The organism is Shewanella sp. NKUCC06_TVS (assembly GCF_019345515.1).
GTDB classification, from domain to species: domain Bacteria; phylum Pseudomonadota; class Gammaproteobacteria; order Enterobacterales; family Shewanellaceae; genus Shewanella; species Shewanella oncorhynchi.
The window spans coordinates 18,813-39,692 of the sequence record NZ_JAHKQX010000028.1 but is presented as its reverse complement, the minus strand read 5'-3'; the positions used below and the strand labels follow the sequence as shown (position 1 = coordinate 39,692).

The 20,880-nt window shown below is 46.4% G+C and carries 21 protein-coding genes; all 21 read left to right on the top strand.

Annotation, left to right across the window (positions count from 1 at the left end; all coding sequences use genetic code 11):
• Nucleotides 1-76: 76 nt before the first annotated feature.
• The 21 genes from rplK to rpsQ all read left to right on the top strand — a co-directional run bounded on the left by rplK (nucleotide 77) and on the right by rpsQ (nucleotide 20,800).
• The gene (gene rplK / locus KO531_RS21925; protein WP_006083611.1) at nucleotides 77-505 is read left to right on the top strand and encodes a 50S ribosomal protein L11; all 429 of its coding nucleotides are present in this window, start codon (nucleotides 77-79) and stop codon (nucleotides 503-505) included.
• Between the two features lie 4 nt (nucleotides 506-509).
• Nucleotides 510-1,211 carry a 50S ribosomal protein L1 gene (rplA, locus tag KO531_RS21920; RefSeq protein WP_105251030.1) on the top strand — a complete coding sequence of 234 codons (702 nt, stop codon included), beginning with the start codon at nucleotides 510-512 and terminating at the stop codon, nucleotides 1,209-1,211.
• Nucleotides 1,212-1,479: 268 nt separating this feature from the next.
• Complete coding sequence (rplJ, locus tag KO531_RS21915) at nucleotides 1,480-1,980, top strand: 50S ribosomal protein L10 (protein WP_006083609.1); 501 nt, start codon at nucleotides 1,480-1,482, stop codon at nucleotides 1,978-1,980.
• Nucleotides 1,981-2,034: 54 nt separating this feature from the next.
• On the top strand, nucleotides 2,035-2,400 hold the full coding sequence (rplL, locus tag KO531_RS21910; RefSeq protein WP_105251031.1) for a 50S ribosomal protein L7/L12: 366 nt from the start codon (nucleotides 2,035-2,037) through the stop codon (nucleotides 2,398-2,400).
• Between the two features lie 243 nt (nucleotides 2,401-2,643).
• Nucleotides 2,644-6,675, top strand: coding sequence for a DNA-directed RNA polymerase subunit beta (gene rpoB, locus KO531_RS21905; protein ID WP_105251032.1), 4,032 nt, complete (start codon nucleotides 2,644-2,646; stop codon nucleotides 6,673-6,675).
• Nucleotides 6,676-6,759: 84 nt separating this feature from the next.
• Nucleotides 6,760-10,977 carry a DNA-directed RNA polymerase subunit beta' gene (gene rpoC / locus KO531_RS21900; RefSeq protein ID WP_105251033.1) on the top strand — a complete coding sequence of 1,406 codons (4,218 nt, stop codon included), beginning with the start codon at nucleotides 6,760-6,762 and terminating at the stop codon, nucleotides 10,975-10,977.
• Nucleotides 10,978-11,156: 179 nt separating this feature from the next.
• Complete coding sequence (rpsL, locus tag KO531_RS21895; protein ID WP_006083605.1) at nucleotides 11,157-11,531, top strand: 30S ribosomal protein S12; 375 nt, start codon at nucleotides 11,157-11,159, stop codon at nucleotides 11,529-11,531.
• An 81-nt stretch (nucleotides 11,532-11,612) separates the two neighbouring features.
• Nucleotides 11,613-12,083 (top strand): 30S ribosomal protein S7, encoded by a 471-nt coding sequence (gene rpsG / locus KO531_RS21890; RefSeq protein WP_011787570.1) that lies wholly within the window; start codon nucleotides 11,613-11,615, stop codon nucleotides 12,081-12,083.
• 78 nt (nucleotides 12,084-12,161) lie between these two features.
• Entirely contained in the window at nucleotides 12,162-14,258 is a 2,097-nt protein-coding gene (fusA, locus tag KO531_RS21885) for an elongation factor G (protein WP_006083603.1), read from the top strand.
• 72 nt (nucleotides 14,259-14,330) lie between these two features.
• On the top strand, nucleotides 14,331-15,515 hold the full coding sequence (gene tuf, locus KO531_RS21880; RefSeq protein WP_105251028.1) for an elongation factor Tu: 1,185 nt from the start codon (nucleotides 14,331-14,333) through the stop codon (nucleotides 15,513-15,515).
• A gap of 334 nt (nucleotides 15,516-15,849) precedes the next feature.
• Complete coding sequence (gene rpsJ, locus KO531_RS21875; RefSeq protein WP_006083601.1) at nucleotides 15,850-16,161, top strand: 30S ribosomal protein S10; 312 nt, start codon at nucleotides 15,850-15,852, stop codon at nucleotides 16,159-16,161.
• Nucleotides 16,162-16,191: 30 nt separating this feature from the next.
• Complete coding sequence (gene rplC, locus KO531_RS21870) at nucleotides 16,192-16,830, top strand: 50S ribosomal protein L3 (protein ID WP_006083600.1); 639 nt, start codon at nucleotides 16,192-16,194, stop codon at nucleotides 16,828-16,830.
• 17 nt (nucleotides 16,831-16,847) lie between these two features.
• Entirely contained in the window at nucleotides 16,848-17,453 is a 606-nt protein-coding gene (rplD, locus tag KO531_RS21865; protein ID WP_113941598.1) for a 50S ribosomal protein L4, read from the top strand.
• Complete coding sequence (rplW, locus tag KO531_RS21860) at nucleotides 17,453-17,755, top strand: 50S ribosomal protein L23 (protein WP_025008843.1); 303 nt, start codon at nucleotides 17,453-17,455, stop codon at nucleotides 17,753-17,755. Before rplD ends, rplW begins: the two co-directional genes overlap by 1 nt.
• Before the next feature lie 16 nt (nucleotides 17,756-17,771).
• Nucleotides 17,772-18,596, top strand: a complete 825-nt coding sequence (rplB, locus tag KO531_RS21855) for a 50S ribosomal protein L2 (RefSeq protein WP_006083597.1) — start codon at nucleotides 17,772-17,774, stop codon at nucleotides 18,594-18,596.
• 14 nt (nucleotides 18,597-18,610) lie between these two features.
• Entirely contained in the window at nucleotides 18,611-18,889 is a 279-nt protein-coding gene (gene rpsS / locus KO531_RS21850) for a 30S ribosomal protein S19 (RefSeq protein ID WP_006083596.1), read from the top strand.
• A 15-nt stretch (nucleotides 18,890-18,904) separates the two neighbouring features.
• Nucleotides 18,905-19,237, top strand: a complete 333-nt coding sequence (gene rplV, locus KO531_RS21845; protein WP_006083595.1) for a 50S ribosomal protein L22 — start codon at nucleotides 18,905-18,907, stop codon at nucleotides 19,235-19,237.
• A 9-nt stretch (nucleotides 19,238-19,246) separates the two neighbouring features.
• Entirely contained in the window at nucleotides 19,247-19,939 is a 693-nt protein-coding gene (gene rpsC, locus KO531_RS21840; protein ID WP_006083594.1) for a 30S ribosomal protein S3, read from the top strand.
• Nucleotides 19,940-19,950: 11 nt separating this feature from the next.
• On the top strand, nucleotides 19,951-20,361 hold the full coding sequence (rplP, locus tag KO531_RS21835) for a 50S ribosomal protein L16 (RefSeq protein ID WP_006083593.1): 411 nt from the start codon (nucleotides 19,951-19,953) through the stop codon (nucleotides 20,359-20,361).
• Nucleotides 20,361-20,552, top strand: a complete 192-nt coding sequence (gene rpmC, locus KO531_RS21830; protein ID WP_006083592.1) for a 50S ribosomal protein L29 — start codon at nucleotides 20,361-20,363, stop codon at nucleotides 20,550-20,552. Before rplP ends, rpmC begins: the two co-directional genes overlap by 1 nt.
• The gene (rpsQ, locus tag KO531_RS21825; RefSeq protein ID WP_006083591.1) at nucleotides 20,552-20,800 is read left to right on the top strand and encodes a 30S ribosomal protein S17; all 249 of its coding nucleotides are present in this window, start codon (nucleotides 20,552-20,554) and stop codon (nucleotides 20,798-20,800) included. Before rpmC ends, rpsQ begins: the two co-directional genes overlap by 1 nt.
• Nucleotides 20,801-20,880 lie beyond the last annotated feature (80 nt).

The following is a 20,880-nucleotide window of genomic DNA, read 5'->3' as shown; positions in this document are numbered from 1 at the left end:
TCGCACCCGTTGTTTTCGGGGGAGCATGTCAGCATGTCGCTGATGCGCGTTTGAACCCAAACTGAGGAAATGTCAGATGGCAAAGAAGATTGATGCTTATATTAAGCTACAAGTAAAATCCGGTTCTGCGAACCCATCACCACCAGTTGGTCCAGCTTTGGGTCAAAAAGGTGTGAACATCATGGAATTCTGTAAAGCGTTTAACGCCCGTACAGAAAAAATGGAAAAAGGCATGCCTATTCCAGTCGTGATCACTGTTTACAGTGACCGTTCATTCACTTTTGAAACTAAGACTTCTCCAGCGTCTTACTTACTGAAGACTGCTGCAGGCCTGAAATCAGGTTCTCCACGTCCAAACACTCAGAAAGTGGGTACTATCGCTCGCGCTAAAGTTCAAGAAATTGCTGAACTGAAAGCTGCCGATATGACTGGTGCTGACATTGAAGCGATGACTCGCTCAATCGAAGGTACTGCGCGTTCAATGGGTTTGGTTGTAGAGGATTAATATAATGGCAAAGCTAACTAAACGCATGCGCGTAATTCGCGAAAAAGTTGACGGTACTAAAAGCTACGATATCAACGAAGCTGTTGCTCTGTTAAAAGAATTAGCAACTGCAAAATTCGTTGAAAGTGTAGACGTAGCAGTTAACCTGGGTATTGACCCACGTAAATCTGACCAAAACGTTCGTGGTGCAACAGTGTTGCCACACGGTACTGGTCGTGATGTTCGCGTTGCAGTATTTACACAAGGTGCAAATGCTGAAGCTGCTAAAGCTGCTGGCGCTGAGCTAGTTGGTATGGATGATCTGGCTGAGAAAATCAAAGCCGGTGAAATGAACTTTGACGTAGTTATCGCATCTCCAGATGCAATGCGCGTTGTTGGTATGTTAGGTCAAATCTTAGGCCCACGTGGTTTAATGCCTAACCCTAAAACAGGTACAGTAACGCCAAACGTTGCTGAAGCTGTTAAGAACGCCAAAGCGGGTCAAGTTCGTTACCGTAACGACAAGAACGGTATTATCCACACTACTATCGGTAAAGTGGATTTCACACCAGTTCAATTGAAAGAAAACTTGGAAGCGTTAGTGTCAGCACTGAAAAAGGCTAAGCCTGCAGTTGCTAAAGGCATTTTCGTGAAAAAGATCAGCATCTCTACCACTATGGGTGCAGGTGTTGCCGTTGATCAAGCTACGCTTGAAACAACTCTATAATTTTACAAAGCGGGTGCATTAGTCTATAATGCGCGCACTTTGTGGGTTGAAGCCTGTTTTATCTCTCGTTTAGGCGGAGTTTAACTCAGGTTTCCGTCCAAGACCGCAGGTGTTTTTTGTAAAAATAACTTAATTTCCTGCGTAGACGGTGTCAGGCCCCAGCTAAAATTTTTTACTGGATAATCTGCACCGTAAGTCACTAAATACATAAGTATTTAGTATGGTAAATACTAGGGAATACCCTAGGTAGAATCCAGGAGTAAAGCCAATGGCATTAAGACTCGAAGACAAAAAAGCGATTGTTGCTGAAGTCAACGAAGCTGCCAAAGGTGCGCTATCTGCAGTTGCCGCTGATTCTCGCGGTGTGACTGTAGGTGCTATGACCGGTCTGCGTAAAAAAGCTCGCGAAGCTGGTGTATATGTACGTGTAGTACGTAACACGCTAGCTCGTCGTGCTGTTGAAGGTACTGCTTTTGAGTGCCTAGCAGAAACGTTCACTGGCCCAACTTTGATTGCTTTTTCTTTAGAGCACCCAGGTGCTGCAGCACGTCTGTTAAAAGACTTTGCTAAAGAACAAGCTAACTTCGAAGTTAAAGGCGCAGCCTTTGAAGGGAATTTCATCCCTGCAGCTGAAATTGATCGTTTGGCGAAACTGCCAACATACGAAGAAGCACTAGCTCAGTTAATGATGACTATGAAAGAAGCATCTGCTGGCAAGTTCGTTCGTACACTGGCCGCCCTGCGCGATCAAAAACAAGAAGCCGCTTAATTTCAAGCTGGCTGCTTAATAAAATTGAATTCAGAACAATAGGAAACATTTGTTATGTCTATCACTAAAGACCAAATCTTAGAAGCCTTTGCAGCTATGTCTGTAATGGAAGTTGTTGAACTGATCGAAGCTATGGAAGAGAAGTTCGGCGTTTCTGCCGCTGCTGCTGTTGTTTCTGGCGGTGCAGAAGCAGTTGTTGTTGAAGAACAAACAGAATTCAACGTAGTTCTGACTGCTCACGGCGACAACAAAGTTGCAGTTATTAAAGCTATCCGTGGCGCAACTGGTTTAGGCCTGAAAGAAGCTAAAGCTATGTCTGAAGCTGCTCCAGTAGCAGTTAAAGAAGGCGTTTCTAAAGAAGAAGCTGAAGCTCTGAAGAAAGAACTTACTGAAGCTGGTGCTTCTGTAGAAATTAAGTAAGCTATTATTTAGCTTGCTCACCCAAGCCACTTGGGTGGAGGCTGGCGGTTTTTTAACCGTCGGCCTTTTTTGCGCTATATGCGCTGGCGATTTTTTTTCACCGTTTGTCGCCAAATTTTGCAGTCCCTAGCAGAGATTACTGGTTAGGTTCTTGCCATCAACGGTGATGGGCAAACGTGCTGAATTTTAATAACTTAAGTTATTTATTCAGTCTTGGTCACATCTCGTAAGCAGAGGAAACCCATGGTTTACTCCTATTCTGAAAAGAAGCGTATTCGCAAAGACTTTGGTAAGCGTCCAAAAGTTTTGGATATCCCTTATTTATTGTCTATCCAGCTAGACTCTTTTAAGAAGTTCACCGATCAAGATCCTACCGGTGAGCGCGGTTTAGAAGCCGCCTTCCGTAGCGTTTTTCCCATCAAGAGCTTTTCTGGTAACTCAGAACTGCAATACGTCAGCTATAAGCTTGGCGAGCCTGTTTTTGATGTGAAAGAGTGTCAGATCCGTGGTGTTACGTATTCAGCTCCACTACGCGTTAAATTACGCATGGTGTTGTATGACCGTGAAGCAGCGGCGGGCACAGTAAAAGATATTAAAGAACAAGAAGTCTACATGGGTGATATCCCATTGATGACGGATAACGGTACTTTTGTTATCAACGGTACTGAGCGTGTAATCGTATCTCAATTACACCGTTCTCCAGGCGTGTTCTTTGATCATGACCGTGGTAAAACCCACTCATCAGGTAAGGTGCTGTATAACGCACGTATTATTCCTTACCGTGGTTCATGGCTTGACTTTGAATTCGATCCTAAAGATGCACTATTTGTGCGTATTGACCGTCGCCGCAAACTGCCAGCGACCATCATGTTACGTGCATTAGAATATTCTACTCAAGAGATCCTCGATCTGTTCTTCGAACGCGTTGAGTTCAAGATCAAGAAAGATACTCTGGTCATGTCTTTGGTGCCTGAACGTCTGCGTGGCGAAACTGCCAGCTATGACATCAAGGATGCTGAAGGTTCTGTACTGGTTGAAGCGGGACGTCGTATTACTGCGCGTCACATTCGTCAGTTAGAAAAGACTAATACCACTGAGCTTGAAGTGCCAGTTGAATATATCGTGGGCAAATATGCTGCTCAAGATTATATCGATCCGGACACGGGTGAAGTTTTAGTCTCTGCCAACAGTGAAATTAGCTTAGAAGATCTGGCTAAACTATCATTGGCCGGTATTAAAGATATCAGCACGTTGTATATCAACGAGCTAGATCATGGTGCTTATATTTCAGATACGCTGCGTATCGATTCAACTACTAACCGCTTAGAAGCGCTGGTTGAGATCTATCGTATGATGCGTCCTGGCGAGCCACCAACCAAAGATGCTGCCGAAGCACTATTCCAGAACTTGTTCTTCAGTGAAGAGCGTTATGACCTGTCTAAAGTAGGTCGTATGAAGTTCAACCGTCGTCTCAGCATTCCTGATGACGAAGGTAGCGGTGTATTGTCTAAAGAAGACATCGTCGCGGTAATGAAGAACATCATTCATATCCGTAACGGTTTCGACGAAGTCGATGACATCGATCACTTAGGTAACCGTCGTATTCGTAGCGTCGGTGAAATGGCTGAAAACCAATTCCGTGTTGGTTTAGTCCGTGTTGAGCGCGCCGTGCGTGAACGTCTGTCTTTAGGCGATCTGAATGAGCTGATGCCACAAGACTTGATCAACGCTAAGCCAATTTCTGCTGCAGTGAAAGAGTTCTTCGGTTCTTCTCAGCTGTCACAATTCATGGACCAAAACAACCCGCTGTCAGAAGTAACGCATAAGCGTCGTATTTCTGCACTTGGCCCTGGTGGTTTGACTCGTGAACGTGCAGGCTTCGAAGTCCGCGACGTACATCCAACGCATTATGGTCGTTTATGTCCAATTGAGACCCCTGAAGGTCCAAACATTGGTCTAATCAACTCATTAGCAAGTTTTGCCCGTACTAACTCTTACGGCTTCCTAGAAACGCCATACCGCAAGGTTATCGACGGCGTGATTACTGACGAAGTGGAATACTTGTCAGCAATTGAAGAAGGTCGTTATGTGATTGCACAGGCGAACATCGAAGTTGACGCTAGCGGTCGTATGGCAGAAGAGCAAATTGCTTGTCGTCATAAAGGTGAATCAACCTTTATGCGCGCTGCTGACATCCAGTATATGGATGTTTCGCCACAACAGATTATTTCTGTTGCTGCGTCACTGATCCCGTTCTTAGAACACGACGATGCTAACCGTGCCTTGATGGGTGCGAACATGCAACGTCAAGCCGTACCCACACTGCGCTCTGAAAAGCCGCTAGTAGGTACTGGTATTGAGCGTACTTTGGCTGTTGACTCTGGTGTTGTGGTTGTTGCTAAACGTGGTGGTTTTGTAGACTACGTTGATGCGAGCCGCATCGTTGTTAAAGTAAATGAAGATGAGCTACGCCCAGGCGAAGCCGGTATCGACATTTATAACCTGACTAAATACACCCGTTCTAACCAAAACACTTGTATCAACCAACGCCCTTGTTGTGCTGTTGGTGAGCCAGTCGTTCGTGGTGACGTGTTAGCAGACGGTCCGTCTACTGACTTAGGTGACTTAGCCCTTGGCCAGAACATGCGTATCGCATTCATGCCTTGGAACGGTTACAACTTCGAAGACTCGATCTTAATTTCTGAGCGCGTAGCGCAAGAAGACCGTTTCACCACTATCCACATTCAGGAGCTGTCTTGTATTGCTCGTGATACCAAACTGGGTAGCGAAGAAATCACGGCTGATATTCCAAACGTAGGTGAATCTGCTCTGTCGAAACTCGACGAGTCAGGTATCGTTTACATTGGTGCAGAAGTGAAGGGCGGCGATATTCTGGTTGGTAAAGTGACGCCAAAAGGCGAAACACAGCTAACGCCAGAAGAGAAGTTACTCCGTGCTATCTTCGGTGAGAAAGCGTCTGACGTTAAAGACAGTTCACTGCGTGTTCCTAACTCTGTTAAGGGCACTATCATCGACGTACAGGTATTTACCCGTGACGGCGTTGAAAAAGACAAGCGTGCAGTTGAAATCGAAGAGATGCACATTGCCCAAGCTCGTAAAGATTTAGGCGAAGAGTTCAAGATCCTTGAAGAAGGTGTATTGAGCCGTGCGCGTAACCTGTTAATCGGTGCTGGTTTCACTGAAGCGCAAATTGCTGCGTTGCCACGTAAAGATGTATTGGTTCAAGTCATTGACGATGAAGCAAAACAAACTGAACTTGAGCAATTAGCTGAACAGCATGAAGAGCTGAAAGCTGACTTCGATAAGAAGTTTGAAATCAAACGTCGCAAGATCACCCAAGGTGATGACTTGGCGCCAGGCGTACTCAAGATCGTTAAGGTTTACTTAGCGGTTAAGCGTACTATCCAACCTGGTGACAAGATGGCGGGTCGTCACGGTAACAAGGGTGTTATCTCTAAGATTTGCCCAATCGAAGACATGCCATATGACGAACAAGGTAACCCAGTAGACATCGTATTGAACCCGCTAGGTGTTCCATCACGTATGAACATTGGTCAGGTACTTGAAGTCCATATGGGCGCCGCTGCCAAAGGCATTGGTAACAAGATCACTGCGATGCTTGAAGAACAGCGTGAGCTGGCTGAAGTTCGTGGTTACATCAAGCAAGTTTATGAATTAGGTGACGAAGTGCAGCAGCGCGTCGATATCGATTCATTCACTGATGATGAAGTATTACGTCTTGCGACTAACCTGAAAGGCGGTATCCCGATTGCAACTCCTGCATTCGACGGTGCTAAAGAGAAAGAGATCAAGCAGATGCTTGAACTTGCAGGTTTGCCAACCTCTGGTCAGTTGAAGTTGTTTGATGGTCGTACCGGTAACGAATTTGAGCGTCAAGTAACTGTCGGTTACATGTACATGCTCAAACTGAACCACTTAGTTGATGACAAGATGCACGCCCGTTCTACTGGTTCGTACAGCTTAGTGACTCAACAACCACTGGGTGGTAAAGCTCAGTTCGGTGGTCAGCGTTTCGGTGAGATGGAAGTGTGGGCACTAGAAGCATACGGTGCCGCTTATACGCTTCAAGAAATGCTCACCGTTAAATCGGATGACGTTAACGGTCGTACTCAGATGTATAAGAACATCGTCGACGGTAACCATCAGATGCAACCTGGCATGCCAGAGTCCTTCAACGTGTTACTGAAGGAGATCCGTTCACTCGGTATTAATATCGAGTTGGATCAGGCATAAGCGCAGGCCTTTAGCCGCGTTTGGCAAACAGAATGGTGCTCCGTGCAAGCGGAGCACCCGGTTTAACTCCTTCAGGAGAGAAACGTGAAAGACTTATTAAAGTTTCTGAAACAGCAAAGCAAGACTGAAGAATTTAACGGCATCAAAATTGGTCTGGCATCGCCTGATCTGATCCGTTCTTGGTCTTTTGGTGAAGTTAAGAAGCCAGAAACCATCAACTACCGTACCTTCAAGCCTGAGCGTGAAGGTCTGTTCTGTGCGCGTATCTTTGGCCCAGTCAAAGATTACGAATGTTTGTGCGGTAAGTACAAACGTTTGAAGCACCGTGGTGTTATTTGTGAAAAGTGTGGCGTTGAAGTAACCCAAACTAAAGTACGTCGTGAGCGTATGGGTCACATCGAACTGGCTAGCCCAGTTGCGCACATTTGGTTCTTAAAATCACTGCCGTCACGTATTGGCTTAATGCTGGATATGACGCTGCGTGATATCGAACGCGTACTGTATTTTGAATCATTTGTCGTGATCGAGCCTGGCATGACCAGCCTTGAACGTGGCCAAATGCTGACAGAAGAAACTTATCTGGATGCATTAGAAGAATACGGTGATGAGTTCGAAGCTAAAATGGGTGCCGAAGCAGTGCTTGAACTGTTACGTGCTATCGATTTAGCGAAAGAAATCGAACAAATGCGTGAAGAATTGCCTTCAATCAACTCTGAGACTCGTCGCAAGAAAGTGACTAAACGTCTTAAGTTGATGGAAGCATTCTACACTTCAGGCAACAAGCCTGAGTGGATGATCTTAAAAGTACTGCCTGTGTTACCACCTGACTTACGTCCGTTGGTTCCGCTCGATGGCGGCCGCTTCGCGACTTCAGATCTTAACGACCTGTATCGCCGCGTGATCAACCGTAACAACCGTTTGAAGCGTCTGTTAGATTTAGCTGCGCCAGACATTATCGTACGCAACGAAAAGCGTATGTTACAAGAGTCTGTTGATGCGCTATTAGATAACGGTCGTCGTGGTCGTGCTATTACGGGTTCTAACAAGCGTCCTCTGAAATCTTTGGCTGATATGATCAAAGGTAAGCAAGGTCGTTTCCGTCAGAACTTGTTGGGTAAGCGCGTCGACTATTCTGGTCGTTCGGTAATTACCGTAGGTCCTACTCTACGTCTGCACCAATGTGGTCTTCCTAAGAAGATGGCACTGGAACTGTTCAAGCCATTCATCTATGGCAAGCTAGAAGGTCGTGGCTTGGCTACTACTATCAAAGCGGCTAAGAAGATGGTTGAGCGTGAAGTAGCGGAAGTTTGGGACGTTTTGGATGAAGTGATCCGCGAACATCCAGTGATGCTCAACCGTGCACCAACACTGCACAGACTGGGTATCCAAGCGTTCGAACCTGTACTGATTGAAGGTAAAGCAATCCAGTTACACCCACTCGTTTGTGCGGCATACAACGCCGACTTCGACGGTGACCAAATGGCGGTACACGTACCGTTAACACTGGAAGCGCAGCTTGAAGCCCGTGCCCTGATGATGTCTACCAACAACATCCTGTCACCAGCCAACGGCGAGCCTGTTATCACCCCGTCTCAAGACGTGGTATTGGGTCTGTACTACACCAGCCGTGAGCGTATTAACGGCCGTGGTGAAGGTATGGCATTTATGTCTGTTGCTGAAGTTGAAAAAGCTTACGCAACTGGCGCTGCTGAACTGCATGCCCGCGTTAAAGTTCGTATCACTGAAACCATTATTGGTGACGATGGTGAGCGCACTGAACAACGCCGTATCGTTGATACGACTGTGGGTCGTGCTCTGCTGTCACTTATTCTGCCAGCAGGTTTGTCATTTGATCTGGTTAACCAGAACATGGGCAAAAAGCAGATCTCTAAACTGTTGAACACCTGTTATCGTCAACTGGGTCTGAAAGATACTGTTATCTTCGCTGACCAATTGATGTATACCGGTTTCCGTTTTGCAACCATCTCTGGTGCCTCTGTAGGTATCGATGACATGGTTATTCCAGACGAGAAATACACCTTAGTTGCTGATGCAGAAGCGGAAGTTCTTGAAATTCAAGAGCAGTTCCAATCTGGTCTAGTAACAGCCGGTGAGCGTTACAACAAAGTTATCGATATCTGGGCAAGTGCCAACGAAAAAGTTTCTAAAGCTATGATGGAAAACCTGTCAACTGAGACAGTGATTAACCGTGATGGTGTTGAAGAGAAACAAGCCTCGTTTAACAGCATCTATATGATGGCTGACTCAGGCGCTCGTGGTAGTGCCGCACAGATCCGTCAGTTGGCGGGTATGCGTGGTCTGATGGCTAAGCCAGACGGCTCAATCATCGAAACGCCAATTACCGCTAACTTCCGTGAAGGTCTAAACGTACTCCAGTACTTTATTTCTACTCACGGTGCGCGTAAAGGTCTAGCCGATACGGCGTTGAAGACAGCGAACTCGGGTTACCTGACTCGTCGTCTTGTAGACGTTGCACAAGATTTAGTGGTTATCGAAGACGATTGTGGTACTCACGAAGGTCTAACCATGAAACCGCTGATTGAAGGTGGTGATGTGGTTGAGCCGTTACGTGAACGCGTACTGGGTCGTGTGGTTGCGATTGATGTGTTCTATCCAGGCACTGAAGACGTATTAGCACCACGTAACACGCTACTCGACGAAGCATGGTGTGACAAGTTAGAAGAGCATTCAATCGACGAAGTGATTGTACGTTCTGTTATTTCTTGTGATACCGATTTCGGTGTGTGTGCAGCTTGTTACGGTCGTGACTTGGCTCGTGGTCATATTATTAACCACGGTGAAGCCATCGGTGTTGTGGCAGCACAATCTATCGGTGAACCAGGTACACAGTTAACGATGCGTACGTTTCACATCGGTGGTGCGGCATCTAGAGCGTCTGCAGAAAACAATGTCCAAGTGAAAAACTCGGGTTCATTGAAACTGCATAATGCTAAGCATGTGACTAACAGTGACGGCAAACTGGTTATCGTTTCTCGTTCTTCTGAACTGGCTGTTATTGACGAGCTGGGTCGTGAGAAAGAGCGTTATAAAGTGCCATACGGTACTGTGCTCGAGAAACTAGAAGAAGCGGCTGTTGAAGCGGGCGATGTTATCGCTAACTGGGATCCACATACTCACCCAATCATTTCTGAAGTGGCGGGTAGTATCAAGTTCGTAGACATGATTGACGGTGTCACTATGACACGTCAAACAGACGAACTAACGGGTCTGTCATCAATCGTGATCCTTGACGTTGGTCAGCGTGGTACTGCGGGTAAAGAAATGCGCCCAATGATCCGTCTGCTTGGCGCTAATGGTGCTGACTTGATGATCCCAGGTACTGAAGTACCAGCACAATACTTCTTACCAGGTAGTGCGATCGTTAACTTAGAAGATAACGCGCAAATCAACGTGGGTGACGCATTAGCTCGTATTCCTCAGGAATCGTCTAAAACTCGCGACATCACCGGTGGTCTGCCACGCGTTGCTGACTTGTTCGAAGCGCGTAAGCCAAAAGAGCCTGCTATTCTGGCGGAAATCTCTGGTACCATCTCGTTTGGTAAAGAGACCAAAGGTAAGCGTCGTTTGGTGATTACACCTGCTGATGGCGGCGATCATTATGAAGAGATGATCCCTAAGTGGCGTAACTTAAACGTGTTCGAAGGTGAAAAAGTCGAACGTGGTGAAGTTATCGCTGACGGTCCAGAAGCGGCACACGACATTCTGCGTCTTCGTGGTATCCACAACGTAGCAAACTACATTGTGAACGAAGTACAGGACGTTTACCGTCTGCAAGGCGTGAAGATCAACGATAAGCATATCGAAGTGATCATCCGTCAGATGCTGCGTAAGTGTCTTATCACTTCTGCCGGTGACACTGACTTCCTCGAAGGGGAACAAGCTGAAGTGTCACGCGTGAAGATCGCTAACCGCGAACTGATCGCCCAAGGTAAAGTGCCTGCGACCTTTGAACGTGAACTACTGGGTATTACTAAAGCATCTCTGGCAACAGAATCCTTTATCTCAGCAGCATCGTTCCAAGAAACCACGCGCGTACTGACCGAAGCCGCCGTAGGTGGTAAGAGCGATCAATTACGTGGTCTGAAAGAAAACGTTATCGTTGGCCGACTGATCCCAGCCGGTACTGGTTACGCTTATCACAAGACTCGTAATGAAGCGCGTGCGAAGAAAAACGAACCTGTAGTAGTGAACAAGATCACTGCAAGTGAAGCCGAACAGAACTTGGCCGATCTCTTAAACTTGGCTGGTAGCCAAGATTAAGTAATAAGTTTGTTATAAAAAGGCGCCTATGGCGCCTTTTTTCTTGTAATATGCCGCAAAAGTTGGCTATTTCTTGACAGTCAGGCATTACCTTTCTAAAATTCCGCGTCCCACCATTGTGGGATATAGATTTTTCACACCTTATCGTTGAGTTTGATTCAACTGACTCGGAGCTATACATGGCAACTGTAAACCAGTTGGTACGTAAGCCACGCGCGCCAAAAGTCGACAAGACTAACGTGCCTGCGTTGAATGCGTGCCCGCAAAAACGTGGTGTTTGTACACGTGTGTACACTACTACCCCTAAAAAACCTAACTCTGCACTACGTAAAGTAGCTCGTGTGCGTCTAACTAACGGTTTCGAAGTTACTTCGTACATCGGCGGTGAAGGCCACAACCTGCAGGAACATAGCGTGATCTTAATCCGTGGTGGTCGTGTTAAAGACTTACCAGGTGTGCGTTATCACACTATTCGTGGCGCATTAGACTGTGCAGGCGTGACTTCACGTCGCCAAAGCCGTTCTAAATACGGTGCTAAGCGTCCTAAGTCTTAACTTATCCGTTAAGTAAGGCCAAGCTAGTTTTATTTTGAGAATTCCAGTTTTGGAAATCCCTGAAGCATACGGAGAATTGTTATGCCAAGACGTCGCGTTGTAGGACAACGTAAAATCCTACCAGATCCAAAGTTTCACAGTGAGTTGCTGGCTAAGTTCATCAACGTCATTATGCAAGACGGCAAAAAGTCGACTGCAGAAAAAATTATTTACAAGGCACTAGATGTTGTCGCTGAAAAGAAAAGCGAAAACCATTTAGTTATCCTTGAAGCAGCCCTGGACAACGTTCGCCCATCAGTCGAAGTTAAATCTCGTCGCGTTGGTGGTTCTACGTACCAGGTACCATGTGAAGTTCGTCCTGTGCGTCGTAACGCACTGGCGATGCGCTGGTTAGTTGAAGCTGCTCGTAAGCGTGGTGAAAAATCTATGGCTTTACGTCTGGCAGGTGAAATGCTGGATGCGTCTGAAAACAAAGGTACTGCTGTTAAGAAGCGTGAAGACGTGCATCGCATGGCTGAAGCTAACAAAGCCTTTGCTCATTACCGTTGGTAATATGATGGTGTGGGCTTAGGCCCACACCATAGTTGTTGATATTGCCAAGACTTAGGTCTTGGTGGAGAGGGTATAATCGTGGCTCGTACAACCCCAATTGAGCGTTATCGTAATATCGGTATTTGTGCTCATGTTGACGCAGGTAAAACCACCACAACAGAACGTGTTCTGTTCTATACCGGTTTGTCTCATAAAATCGGTGAGGTGCATGACGGCGCCGCTACCACAGACTGGATGGTTCAAGAGCAAGAGCGTGGTATCACTATCACCTCGGCTGCGGTAACCACATTCTGGCGTGGTATGGATGCTCAATTCACTGAACACCGCATCAATATCATCGATACCCCTGGTCACGTTGACTTTACTATTGAAGTTGAACGGTCTCTGCGCGTACTCGACGGCGCTGTTGTCGTTTTCTGTGGTTCATCTGGTGTTGAACCTCAGTCAGAAACAGTGTGGCGTCAAGCTGATAAATACCGCGTTCCACGTTTGGTATTTATCAACAAGATGGACCGTGCAGGTGCAGACTTTGAACGTGTAGTGAAGCAAATTAGAACTCGTCTTGGAGCCACTTGTGTGCCTATTCAATTGAATATCGGTGCAGAAGAAAACTTCAAAGGCGTGATCGACTTAATCAAGATGAAAGCAATTAACTGGAATGAATCAGACCAGGGTATGACTTTCACTTATGAGGAGATCCCTGCAGAGTTAGCAGCTAAAGCGGCTGAAATGCATGAGTATCTGGTTGAAGTAGCAGCCGAATCTTCGGATGAACTGATGGATAAGTACCTTGAAGAAGGCACGCTATCAGAAGACGAAATTAAAAAGGCGCTACGTCAGCGTACTATAAATAATGAAATCGTTTTAGCGACTTGTGGTTCTGCATTTAAGAACAAAGGCGTTCAAGCGGTACTTGATGCGGTTATTGAATTCTTGCCAGCGCCAATTGATGTGCCTCCAATTAAGGGCATCGATGAGAACGACCAAGAAGTAGAACGCCCATCAGATGACAATGCGCCTTTTGCTGCATTGGCATTTAAGATTGCTACAGATCCATTCGTAGGAACTTTGACCTTTATTCGCGTGTACTCAGGCGTACTCGAATCAGGTTCGGGCGTTTACAACTCTGTCAAACAGAAGCGTGAACGCGTAGGTCGTATGGTGCAAATGCATGCAAACGATCGCACTGAACTGAAAGAAGTCCGTGCTGGTGATATCGCAGCGGCGATTGGTCTAAAAGAAGTGACTACGGGTGATACGCTTTGTGATAACGATCATAGAGTGATCTTGGAACGTATGGAGTTCCCAGAGCCAGTAATTACCATTGCCGTTGAGCCTAAGTCAAAAGCCGATCAGGACAAAATGGGTATCGCGTTGCAAAAACTTGCAGCGGAAGATCCATCATTCCGAGTTGAAACTGACGAAGAATCATCACAAACTCTGATTTCGGGTATGGGTGAGTTACACTTAGACATCATCGTAGACCGTATGCGTCGCGAATTCGGTGTTGAATGTAACGTAGGTAAGCCACAAGTGGCCTACCGCGAAACTATCCGAGCTTCAGTAGAAGCTGAAGGTAAATTTGTACGCCAATCAGGTGGTCGTGGACAATTCGGTCACGTTTGGTTAAAACTAGAGCCTAATGAAGAAGGCGCTGGTTACGAATTTGTCAATGCTGTTGTGGGAGGTGTGATTCCTCGTGAATTCATTCCTGCGGTTGATAAAGGTATCCAAGAACAGATGAAGAATGGCGTTCTCGCTGGCTTCCCTGTGTTGGACGTGAAGGTCACTCTGTTCGATGGTTCATATCATGATGTGGACTCGAACGAGATGGCGTTCAAAATTGCAGGTTCTATGGGCTTCAAAAAGGGTGCGCTTGAAGCGAATCCGGCGTTGCTCGAACCTTGCATGAAAGTAGAAGTAACTACCCCTGAAAATTATATGGGTGACGTCGTTGGTGATTTGAACCGTCGTCGTGGCTTAATTGAAGGGATGGATGATGGCTTTGGTGGCATCAAAATAGTCCATGCTGTAGTGCCTCTTTCTGAAATGTTTGGTTATGCAACTGATTTGCGCTCTGCTACACAGGGTCGCGCTTCATACTCTATGGAGTTCTTGAAGTACTCTGATGCACCGCAAAACATTGCAAAAGCGATTATTGAATCTCGTAGCTAATATCCAGTTACGACATAAATGTTATTATGGTCCAGCACTGACTGGACTATTCTGAAAAGAAAGGAATATATCGTGGCAAAAGCTAAATTTGAACGTATTAAGCCTCACGTAAACGTGGGCACCATTGGTCACGTTGACCATGGTAAAACCACACTGACTGCAGCTATCTCTCACGTACTGGCTAAGACCTACGGTGGCGAAGCTAAAGACTTCTCTCAAATCGATAACGCTCCAGAAGAGCGTGAGCGCGGTATTACGATCAATACCTCTCACATCGAATATGACACGCCTTCACGTCACTACGCACACGTAGACTGCCCAGGCCACGCTGACTATGTTAAAAACATGATCACTGGTGCTGCACAGATGGACGGCGCGATTCTAGTAGTTGCCTCTACAGACGGTCCAATGCCACAGACTCGTGAGCACATCCTGCTTTCTCGTCAGGTTGGCGTACCTTTCATCATCGTGTTCATGAACAAATGTGACATGGTAGATGACGAAGAGTTACTGGAATTGGTTGAAATGGAAGTGCGTGAACTTCTGTCAGAATACGATTTCCCAGGTGATGATTTACCAGTAATCCAAGGTTCAGCTCTGAAGGCCCTAGAAGGTCAACCAGAGTGGGAAGCTAAGATCCTTGAATTAGCCGCAGCACTGGATTCTTACATTCCAGAACCACAACGTGACATCGATAAGCCGTTCCTACTGCCAATCGAAGACGTATTCTCAATTTCAGGCCGTGGTACAGTAGTTACTGGTCGTGTTGAGCGTGGTATTGTTAAAGTGGGTGACGAAGTTGAAATCGTTGGTGTTCGCACAACGACTAAAACAACGTGTACTGGTGTAGAAATGTTCCGTAAACTGCTTGACGAAGGTCGTGCAGGCGAGAACTGTGGTGTGTTATTACGTGGTACTAAGCGTGATGACGTAGAACGTGGTCAAGTATTGGCTAAACCAGGTTCAATCAACCCACACACGACTTTTGAATCAGAAGTTTATGTTCTGTCAAAAGAAGAAGGCGGACGTCATACTCCATTCTTCAAAGGCTACCGTCCACAGTTCTACTTCCGTACAACTGACGTAACCGGTACTATCGAACTGCCAGAAGGCGTAGAGATGGTAATGCCTGGCGACAACATCAAAATGGTAGTGACTCTGATTTGCCCAATCGCGATGGACGAAGGTTTACGCTTCGCAATCCGTGAAGGTGGTCGTACAGTTGGTGCTGGTGTAGTAGCTAAAATCATCGCTTAATTGCGATAGAAATTAGTTTGAAAAGGAAGCTTCGGCTTCCTTTTTTATTTGAGGGCTGGTTTTATTCACAAATTTGTGTAAAATGCTCGCCACTCTGAAGTTAAATAGTTATTTGATGACTATTTACACAGCGGGCTTGATATCCGGATTTAGATAGGTATAATGGCCCCCTCGTCGACTTAGGTTGACGAATTAAATGATTAGTCGCTGAAGTTAATCATTATCATAGCGGCTCCGATTGGGAGTCGAACGGTTAAATCATCTCGCTCTGCTTTTCTATATTGAAGAAGCTAGAGGGTGATTTTTTATATGTCCATTTTAGGAGCTCTGGTCAATGCAGAACCAAAGAATCCGTATCCGCTTAAAGGGATTTGATCATCGCTTAATTGATCAGTCTACAGCGGAAATCGTTGAAACTGCTAAGCGTACAGGCGCGCAGGTTCGTGGTCCAATTCCACTACCTACTCGCAAAGAGCGTTATACCATTTTGATCTCTCCGCACGTTAATAAAGATGCTCGTGACCAGTACGAATTACGTACACACAAGCGCCTGGTTGACATCGTAGAGCCAACTGAAAAGACTGTTGACGCGTTAATGCGTTTAGATCTTGCGGCTGGTGTCGACGTACAGATTAGCTTGGGTTAATTGAGATCCTAGTAAGAAGAGGTTTGAGAGATGGCTATCGGTCTTATTGGTCGTAAAGTTGGTATGACTCGCATCTTCACTGAAGATGGTGTTTCAATACCAGTTACTGTAATTGAAGTTGCAGGCAACCGTGTTACTCAAGTGAAAACTTTAGAAACTGACGGCTACCGTGCACTTCAAGTTACAACTGGCACCAAAAAAGCCAATCGCATCACTAAACCAGAAGCAGGTCACTTTGCCAAGAGCGGCGTTGAAGCCGGTCGTGGTTTGTGGGAAATGCGTTTGGTAGACGGTGAAGGCGAGGGCATTGAAGTTGGTGCTGAGCTAAATGTTGATATTTTCGCAGACGTAGCGAAAGTTGATGTTACTGGTCAATCAAAAGGTAAAGGCTTCCAAGGCGGCGTTAAGCGTTGGAACTTCCGTACTCAAGATATGACTCACGGTAACTCTTTGTCGCACCGCTCGAATGGTTCTATCGGTCAGAACCAAACGCCTGGTCGCGTATTCAAAGGCAAAAAAATGTCAGGCCATATGGGTGCCGAGCGTGTTACTACTCAAAATCTAGTTGTTGTTCGTGTAGATGTTGAGCGTAACCTGCTACTAGTCCGTGGCGCTGTTCCTGGCGCTACCAATGGCGACTTGATTATCAAGCCTGCCGTTAAAGCTTAAGGTCTGAGGAGATAGTAATGGAATTGGTATTGAAAGACGCGCAAAGCGCTCTTGAAGTTTCCGAAACTACCTTCGGCCGTGACTTTAACGAGGCACTGGTTCATCAGGTAGTTGTAGCATACGCTGCAAACGCGCGTCAGGGCACTCGTGCTCAAAAGACTCGTGCGGAAGTAACTGGCTCAGGCAAAAAGCCTTGGCGCCAAAAAGGAACTGGCCGTGCTCGTGCTGGTTCTGTTAAAGGCCCAATCTGGCGTGGCGGTGGCGTAACATTCGCTGCTAAAACCCAAGATCACAGCCAAAAAGTTAACAAAAAGATGTACCGCGGAGCGCTGAGAAGCATTCTGTCTGAATTGGTACGTCAAGAGCGTTTGGTTATTGTTGAATCTTTCGGTGTTGAAGCTCCTAAAACTAAAGAGCTGAAAGCTAAATTGAAAGCAATGAACCTTGAAGACGTTCTGATTGTGACTGCAGAAGTTGATGAGAACTTATTCTTAGCAGCTCGTAACCTGTACAAGGTTGACGTTCGTGATGTAGCGGGTCTAGACCCAGTGAGTCTGATCGCCTTCAACACTGTGCTTGTGACTGCTGACGCAGTGAAGCAAATCGAGGAGATGCTAGCATGATGATCCGCGAAGAACGTTTGCTAAAAGTTATTCTCGCTCCACATATCTCTGAAAAGAGCACTGTGAACGCTGAGAAGCACAACACTGTTGTTTTCCGCGTAGCTATCGATGCAACTAAAGCTGAAATTAAAGCTGCTGTTGCTAAGCTATTTGAAGTTGAAGTTGATTCAGTTCGCACTTTAGTGAGCAAAGGCAAAACTAAACGCACTGGTGGCCGTACTGGTCGTCGTAGCGATTGGAAAAAAGCCTATGTGACTCTAGCTGCTGGTGCTGACATCGATTTCGTCGGCGGCGCTGAGTAAGCAAAGGAGAATTATCATGGCAGTTATTAAGTGTAAGCCAACCTCTCCAGGTCGTCGCCACGTAGTTAAAGTGGTGAACACTGACCTGCACAAGGGTAAACCTTTTGCTGGCTTGTTGGCGAAAAAATCTAAAAGTGGTGGCCGTAACAATACTGGCCGTATCACTGTCCGTCACGTAGGTGGTGGTCATAAGCAGCATTATCGTCTAATCGACTTCAAACGCGATAAAGATGGTATCCCTGCAAAGATTGAGCGTCTGGAATACGATCCAAACCGTACTGCTAACATCGCGTTAGTATTGTATGCGGATGGTGAGCGTCGTTATATTCTTGCTGCCAAAGGCATGCAAGCTGGCGATAAGATCCAGTCTGGTGTTGCTGCCGAGATCAAAACCGGTAACGCTATGCCACTGCGCAACATCCCAGTAGGTTCTGTAGTTCACGCAGTTGAAATGAAGCCTGGTAAAGGTGCTCAGATCGCTCGTTCTGCAGGTGCTTATGTACAAGTTGTTGCTCGTGATGGCGCATATGCCACTCTACGTCTTCGCTCTGGCGAAATGCGTAAAGTGCCAGTTGATTGCCGCGCGACATTTGGTGAAGTTGGTAATGCCGAACACATGCTACGCCAGTTAGGTAAAGCAGGTGCTAAGCGCTGGAGAGGCATACGTCCTACAGTGCGTGGTGTTGCAATGAACCCAGTAGACCATCCACACGGTGGTGGTGAAGGCCGTACTTCTGGTGGTCGTCACCCAGTGACTCCATGGGGTGTGCCAACTAAGGGTTATAAAACTCGTAGTAACAAGCGCACTGACAAGTACATCGTACGTCGTCGTAATAAATAGTAAGAGGATTCGCCATGCCACGTTCTCTCAAGAAAGGTCCCTTCATTGACCTGCACTTGCTGAAGAAGGTAGAGAAAGCGATGGAAGCCGGTGACAAAAAGCCTATTAAGACTTGGTCACGTCGTTCTATGATCATTCCAAATATGATTGGTTTGACCATCGCTGTCCATAATGGTCGTCAGCACGTTCCTGTGTTCGTAACTGACGAAATGATCGGCCACAAACTTGGTGAATTTTCACCAACTCGCACTTATCGCGGCCATGCTGCAGATAAGAAAGCGAAGAAGCGTTAATACGGGAGGAATAAGATGGAAGTTTTAGCTAAACATCGTTTTGCCCGTACGTCTGCGCAGAAGGCCCGTCTGGTTGCTGATCAAATTCGTGGATTGCCTGTTGCTAAGGCCCTCGAAATTTTGACTTTCAGCCCCAAGAAAGCCGCCGTACTGGTTAAAAAAGTACTTGACTCAGCTATCGCAAACGCCGAACACAACGAAGGCGCGGATATTGATGAGCTTAAAGTCGGAGCCGTCTTCGTAGATGAAGGCCCAACTATGAAGCGTATCATGCCACGTGCTAAAGGCCGCGCTGATCGTATCATGAAGCGTACCAGCCACATTACTGTGGTTGTATCAGATCGCTAGGAGAGAGCAATGGGACAGAAAGTACATCCTAATGGTATCCGTCTGGGTATCACCAAGCCTTGGATCTCTACCTGGTACGCAGATAAATCAGATTACGCAAGTAACCTGAACAGCGACTGGGAAGTGCGTAAGTTTCTTGTAGAGAAATTACAAGCTGCTTCAGTATCTAAGATTGTTATCGAGCGTCCAGCGAAAAGCATCCGCGTTACCATTCACACTGCCCGTCCAGGTGTTGTGATCGGTAAGAAAGGTGAAGACGTTGAAGTATTGCGTGCTGCAGTGTCAAAACTTGCTGGCACTCCTGCTCAAATTAACATCGCTGAGATCCGTAAACCTGAGCTAGATGCCAAGTTAGTTGCTGACTCAATTGCACAGCAATTAGAGCGTCGCGTAATGTTCCGTCGTGCTATGAAGCGCGCAGTTCAAAACGCAATGCGTATTGGTGCTCAAGGTATCAAAGTACAAGTTAGTGGCCGTTTAGGCGGAGCTGAGATTGCGCGCGATGAGTGGTATCGTGAAGGTCGTGTACCTTTACATACTTTGCGTGCTGATATCGACTATTCTACATCTGAAAGTCACACCCAATACGGTGTGATTGGCGTTAAAGTTTGGATCTTCAAAGGTGAAGTTCTAGACGGAATGCTGCCACAGATTGAAGAGCCGAAGCAGCAGCAACCTAAGCGCAAGCCTCGTGGTAAATAGGAGAGCCGGCAATGCTGCAACCTAAACGTATGAAGTTTCGCAAGATGTTCAAAGGCCGCAACCGCGGTCTAGCGAACGGTACCGAAGTTAGCTTTGGTACTTTTGGTCTGAAAGCAGTCGGCCGTGGCCGTTTAACTGCACGTCAGATCGAATCTGCACGTCGTGCCATGACACGTCACATTAAGCGTCAGGGACAAATTTGGATTCGAGTTTTCCCGGACAAGCCGATTACCTCTAAGCCTCTTGAAGTGCGTATGGGTAAAGGTAAAGGTAACGTTGAATACTGGGTATGTCAGATTCAACCTGGTAAGGTTCTTTATGAGATGAATGGTGTTTCTGAAGTGATCGCTCGTGAAGCGTTTGCTTTGGCTGCTGCCAAGCTTCCAATTAAGACTACCTTCGTAACTAAGACGGTGATGTAATGAAAGCGAGCGAACTGAGAGAAAAGAGCGTTGAAGAACTGAACGCTGAACTACTTGGTCTGCTGCGTGAGCAGTTCAACCTGCGTATGCAACACGCCACTGGTCAGTTGACTCAGACTAATCAACTGAAATTGGTGCGCCGTAACATTGCGCGCGTTAAGACCATTATTACTTCTAAGGCGGGTGCATAATGTCTGATAAAATCCGTACTTTGCAGGGTCGTGTAACTAGCAACAAAATGGACAAGTCCATTACTGTTGCTATCGAACGCCAAGTGAAACACCCAATTTATGGGAAATACATTAAGCGTACGACAAAGATCCATGCACATGACGAAACGAATCAGTGCAATGAAGGCGATTTAGTAGCGATTCGCGAATGTCGTCCTTTGTCTAAGACTAAGTCTTGGACCCTGGTTGAAGTAGTATCAAAGGCCTAAGTTAATTAGGTATTTAGGTAAACGGCTCCAGAATGTGGGGCCGTTTGTTTTTTAATACTATACATTCCACTTTTATGGTG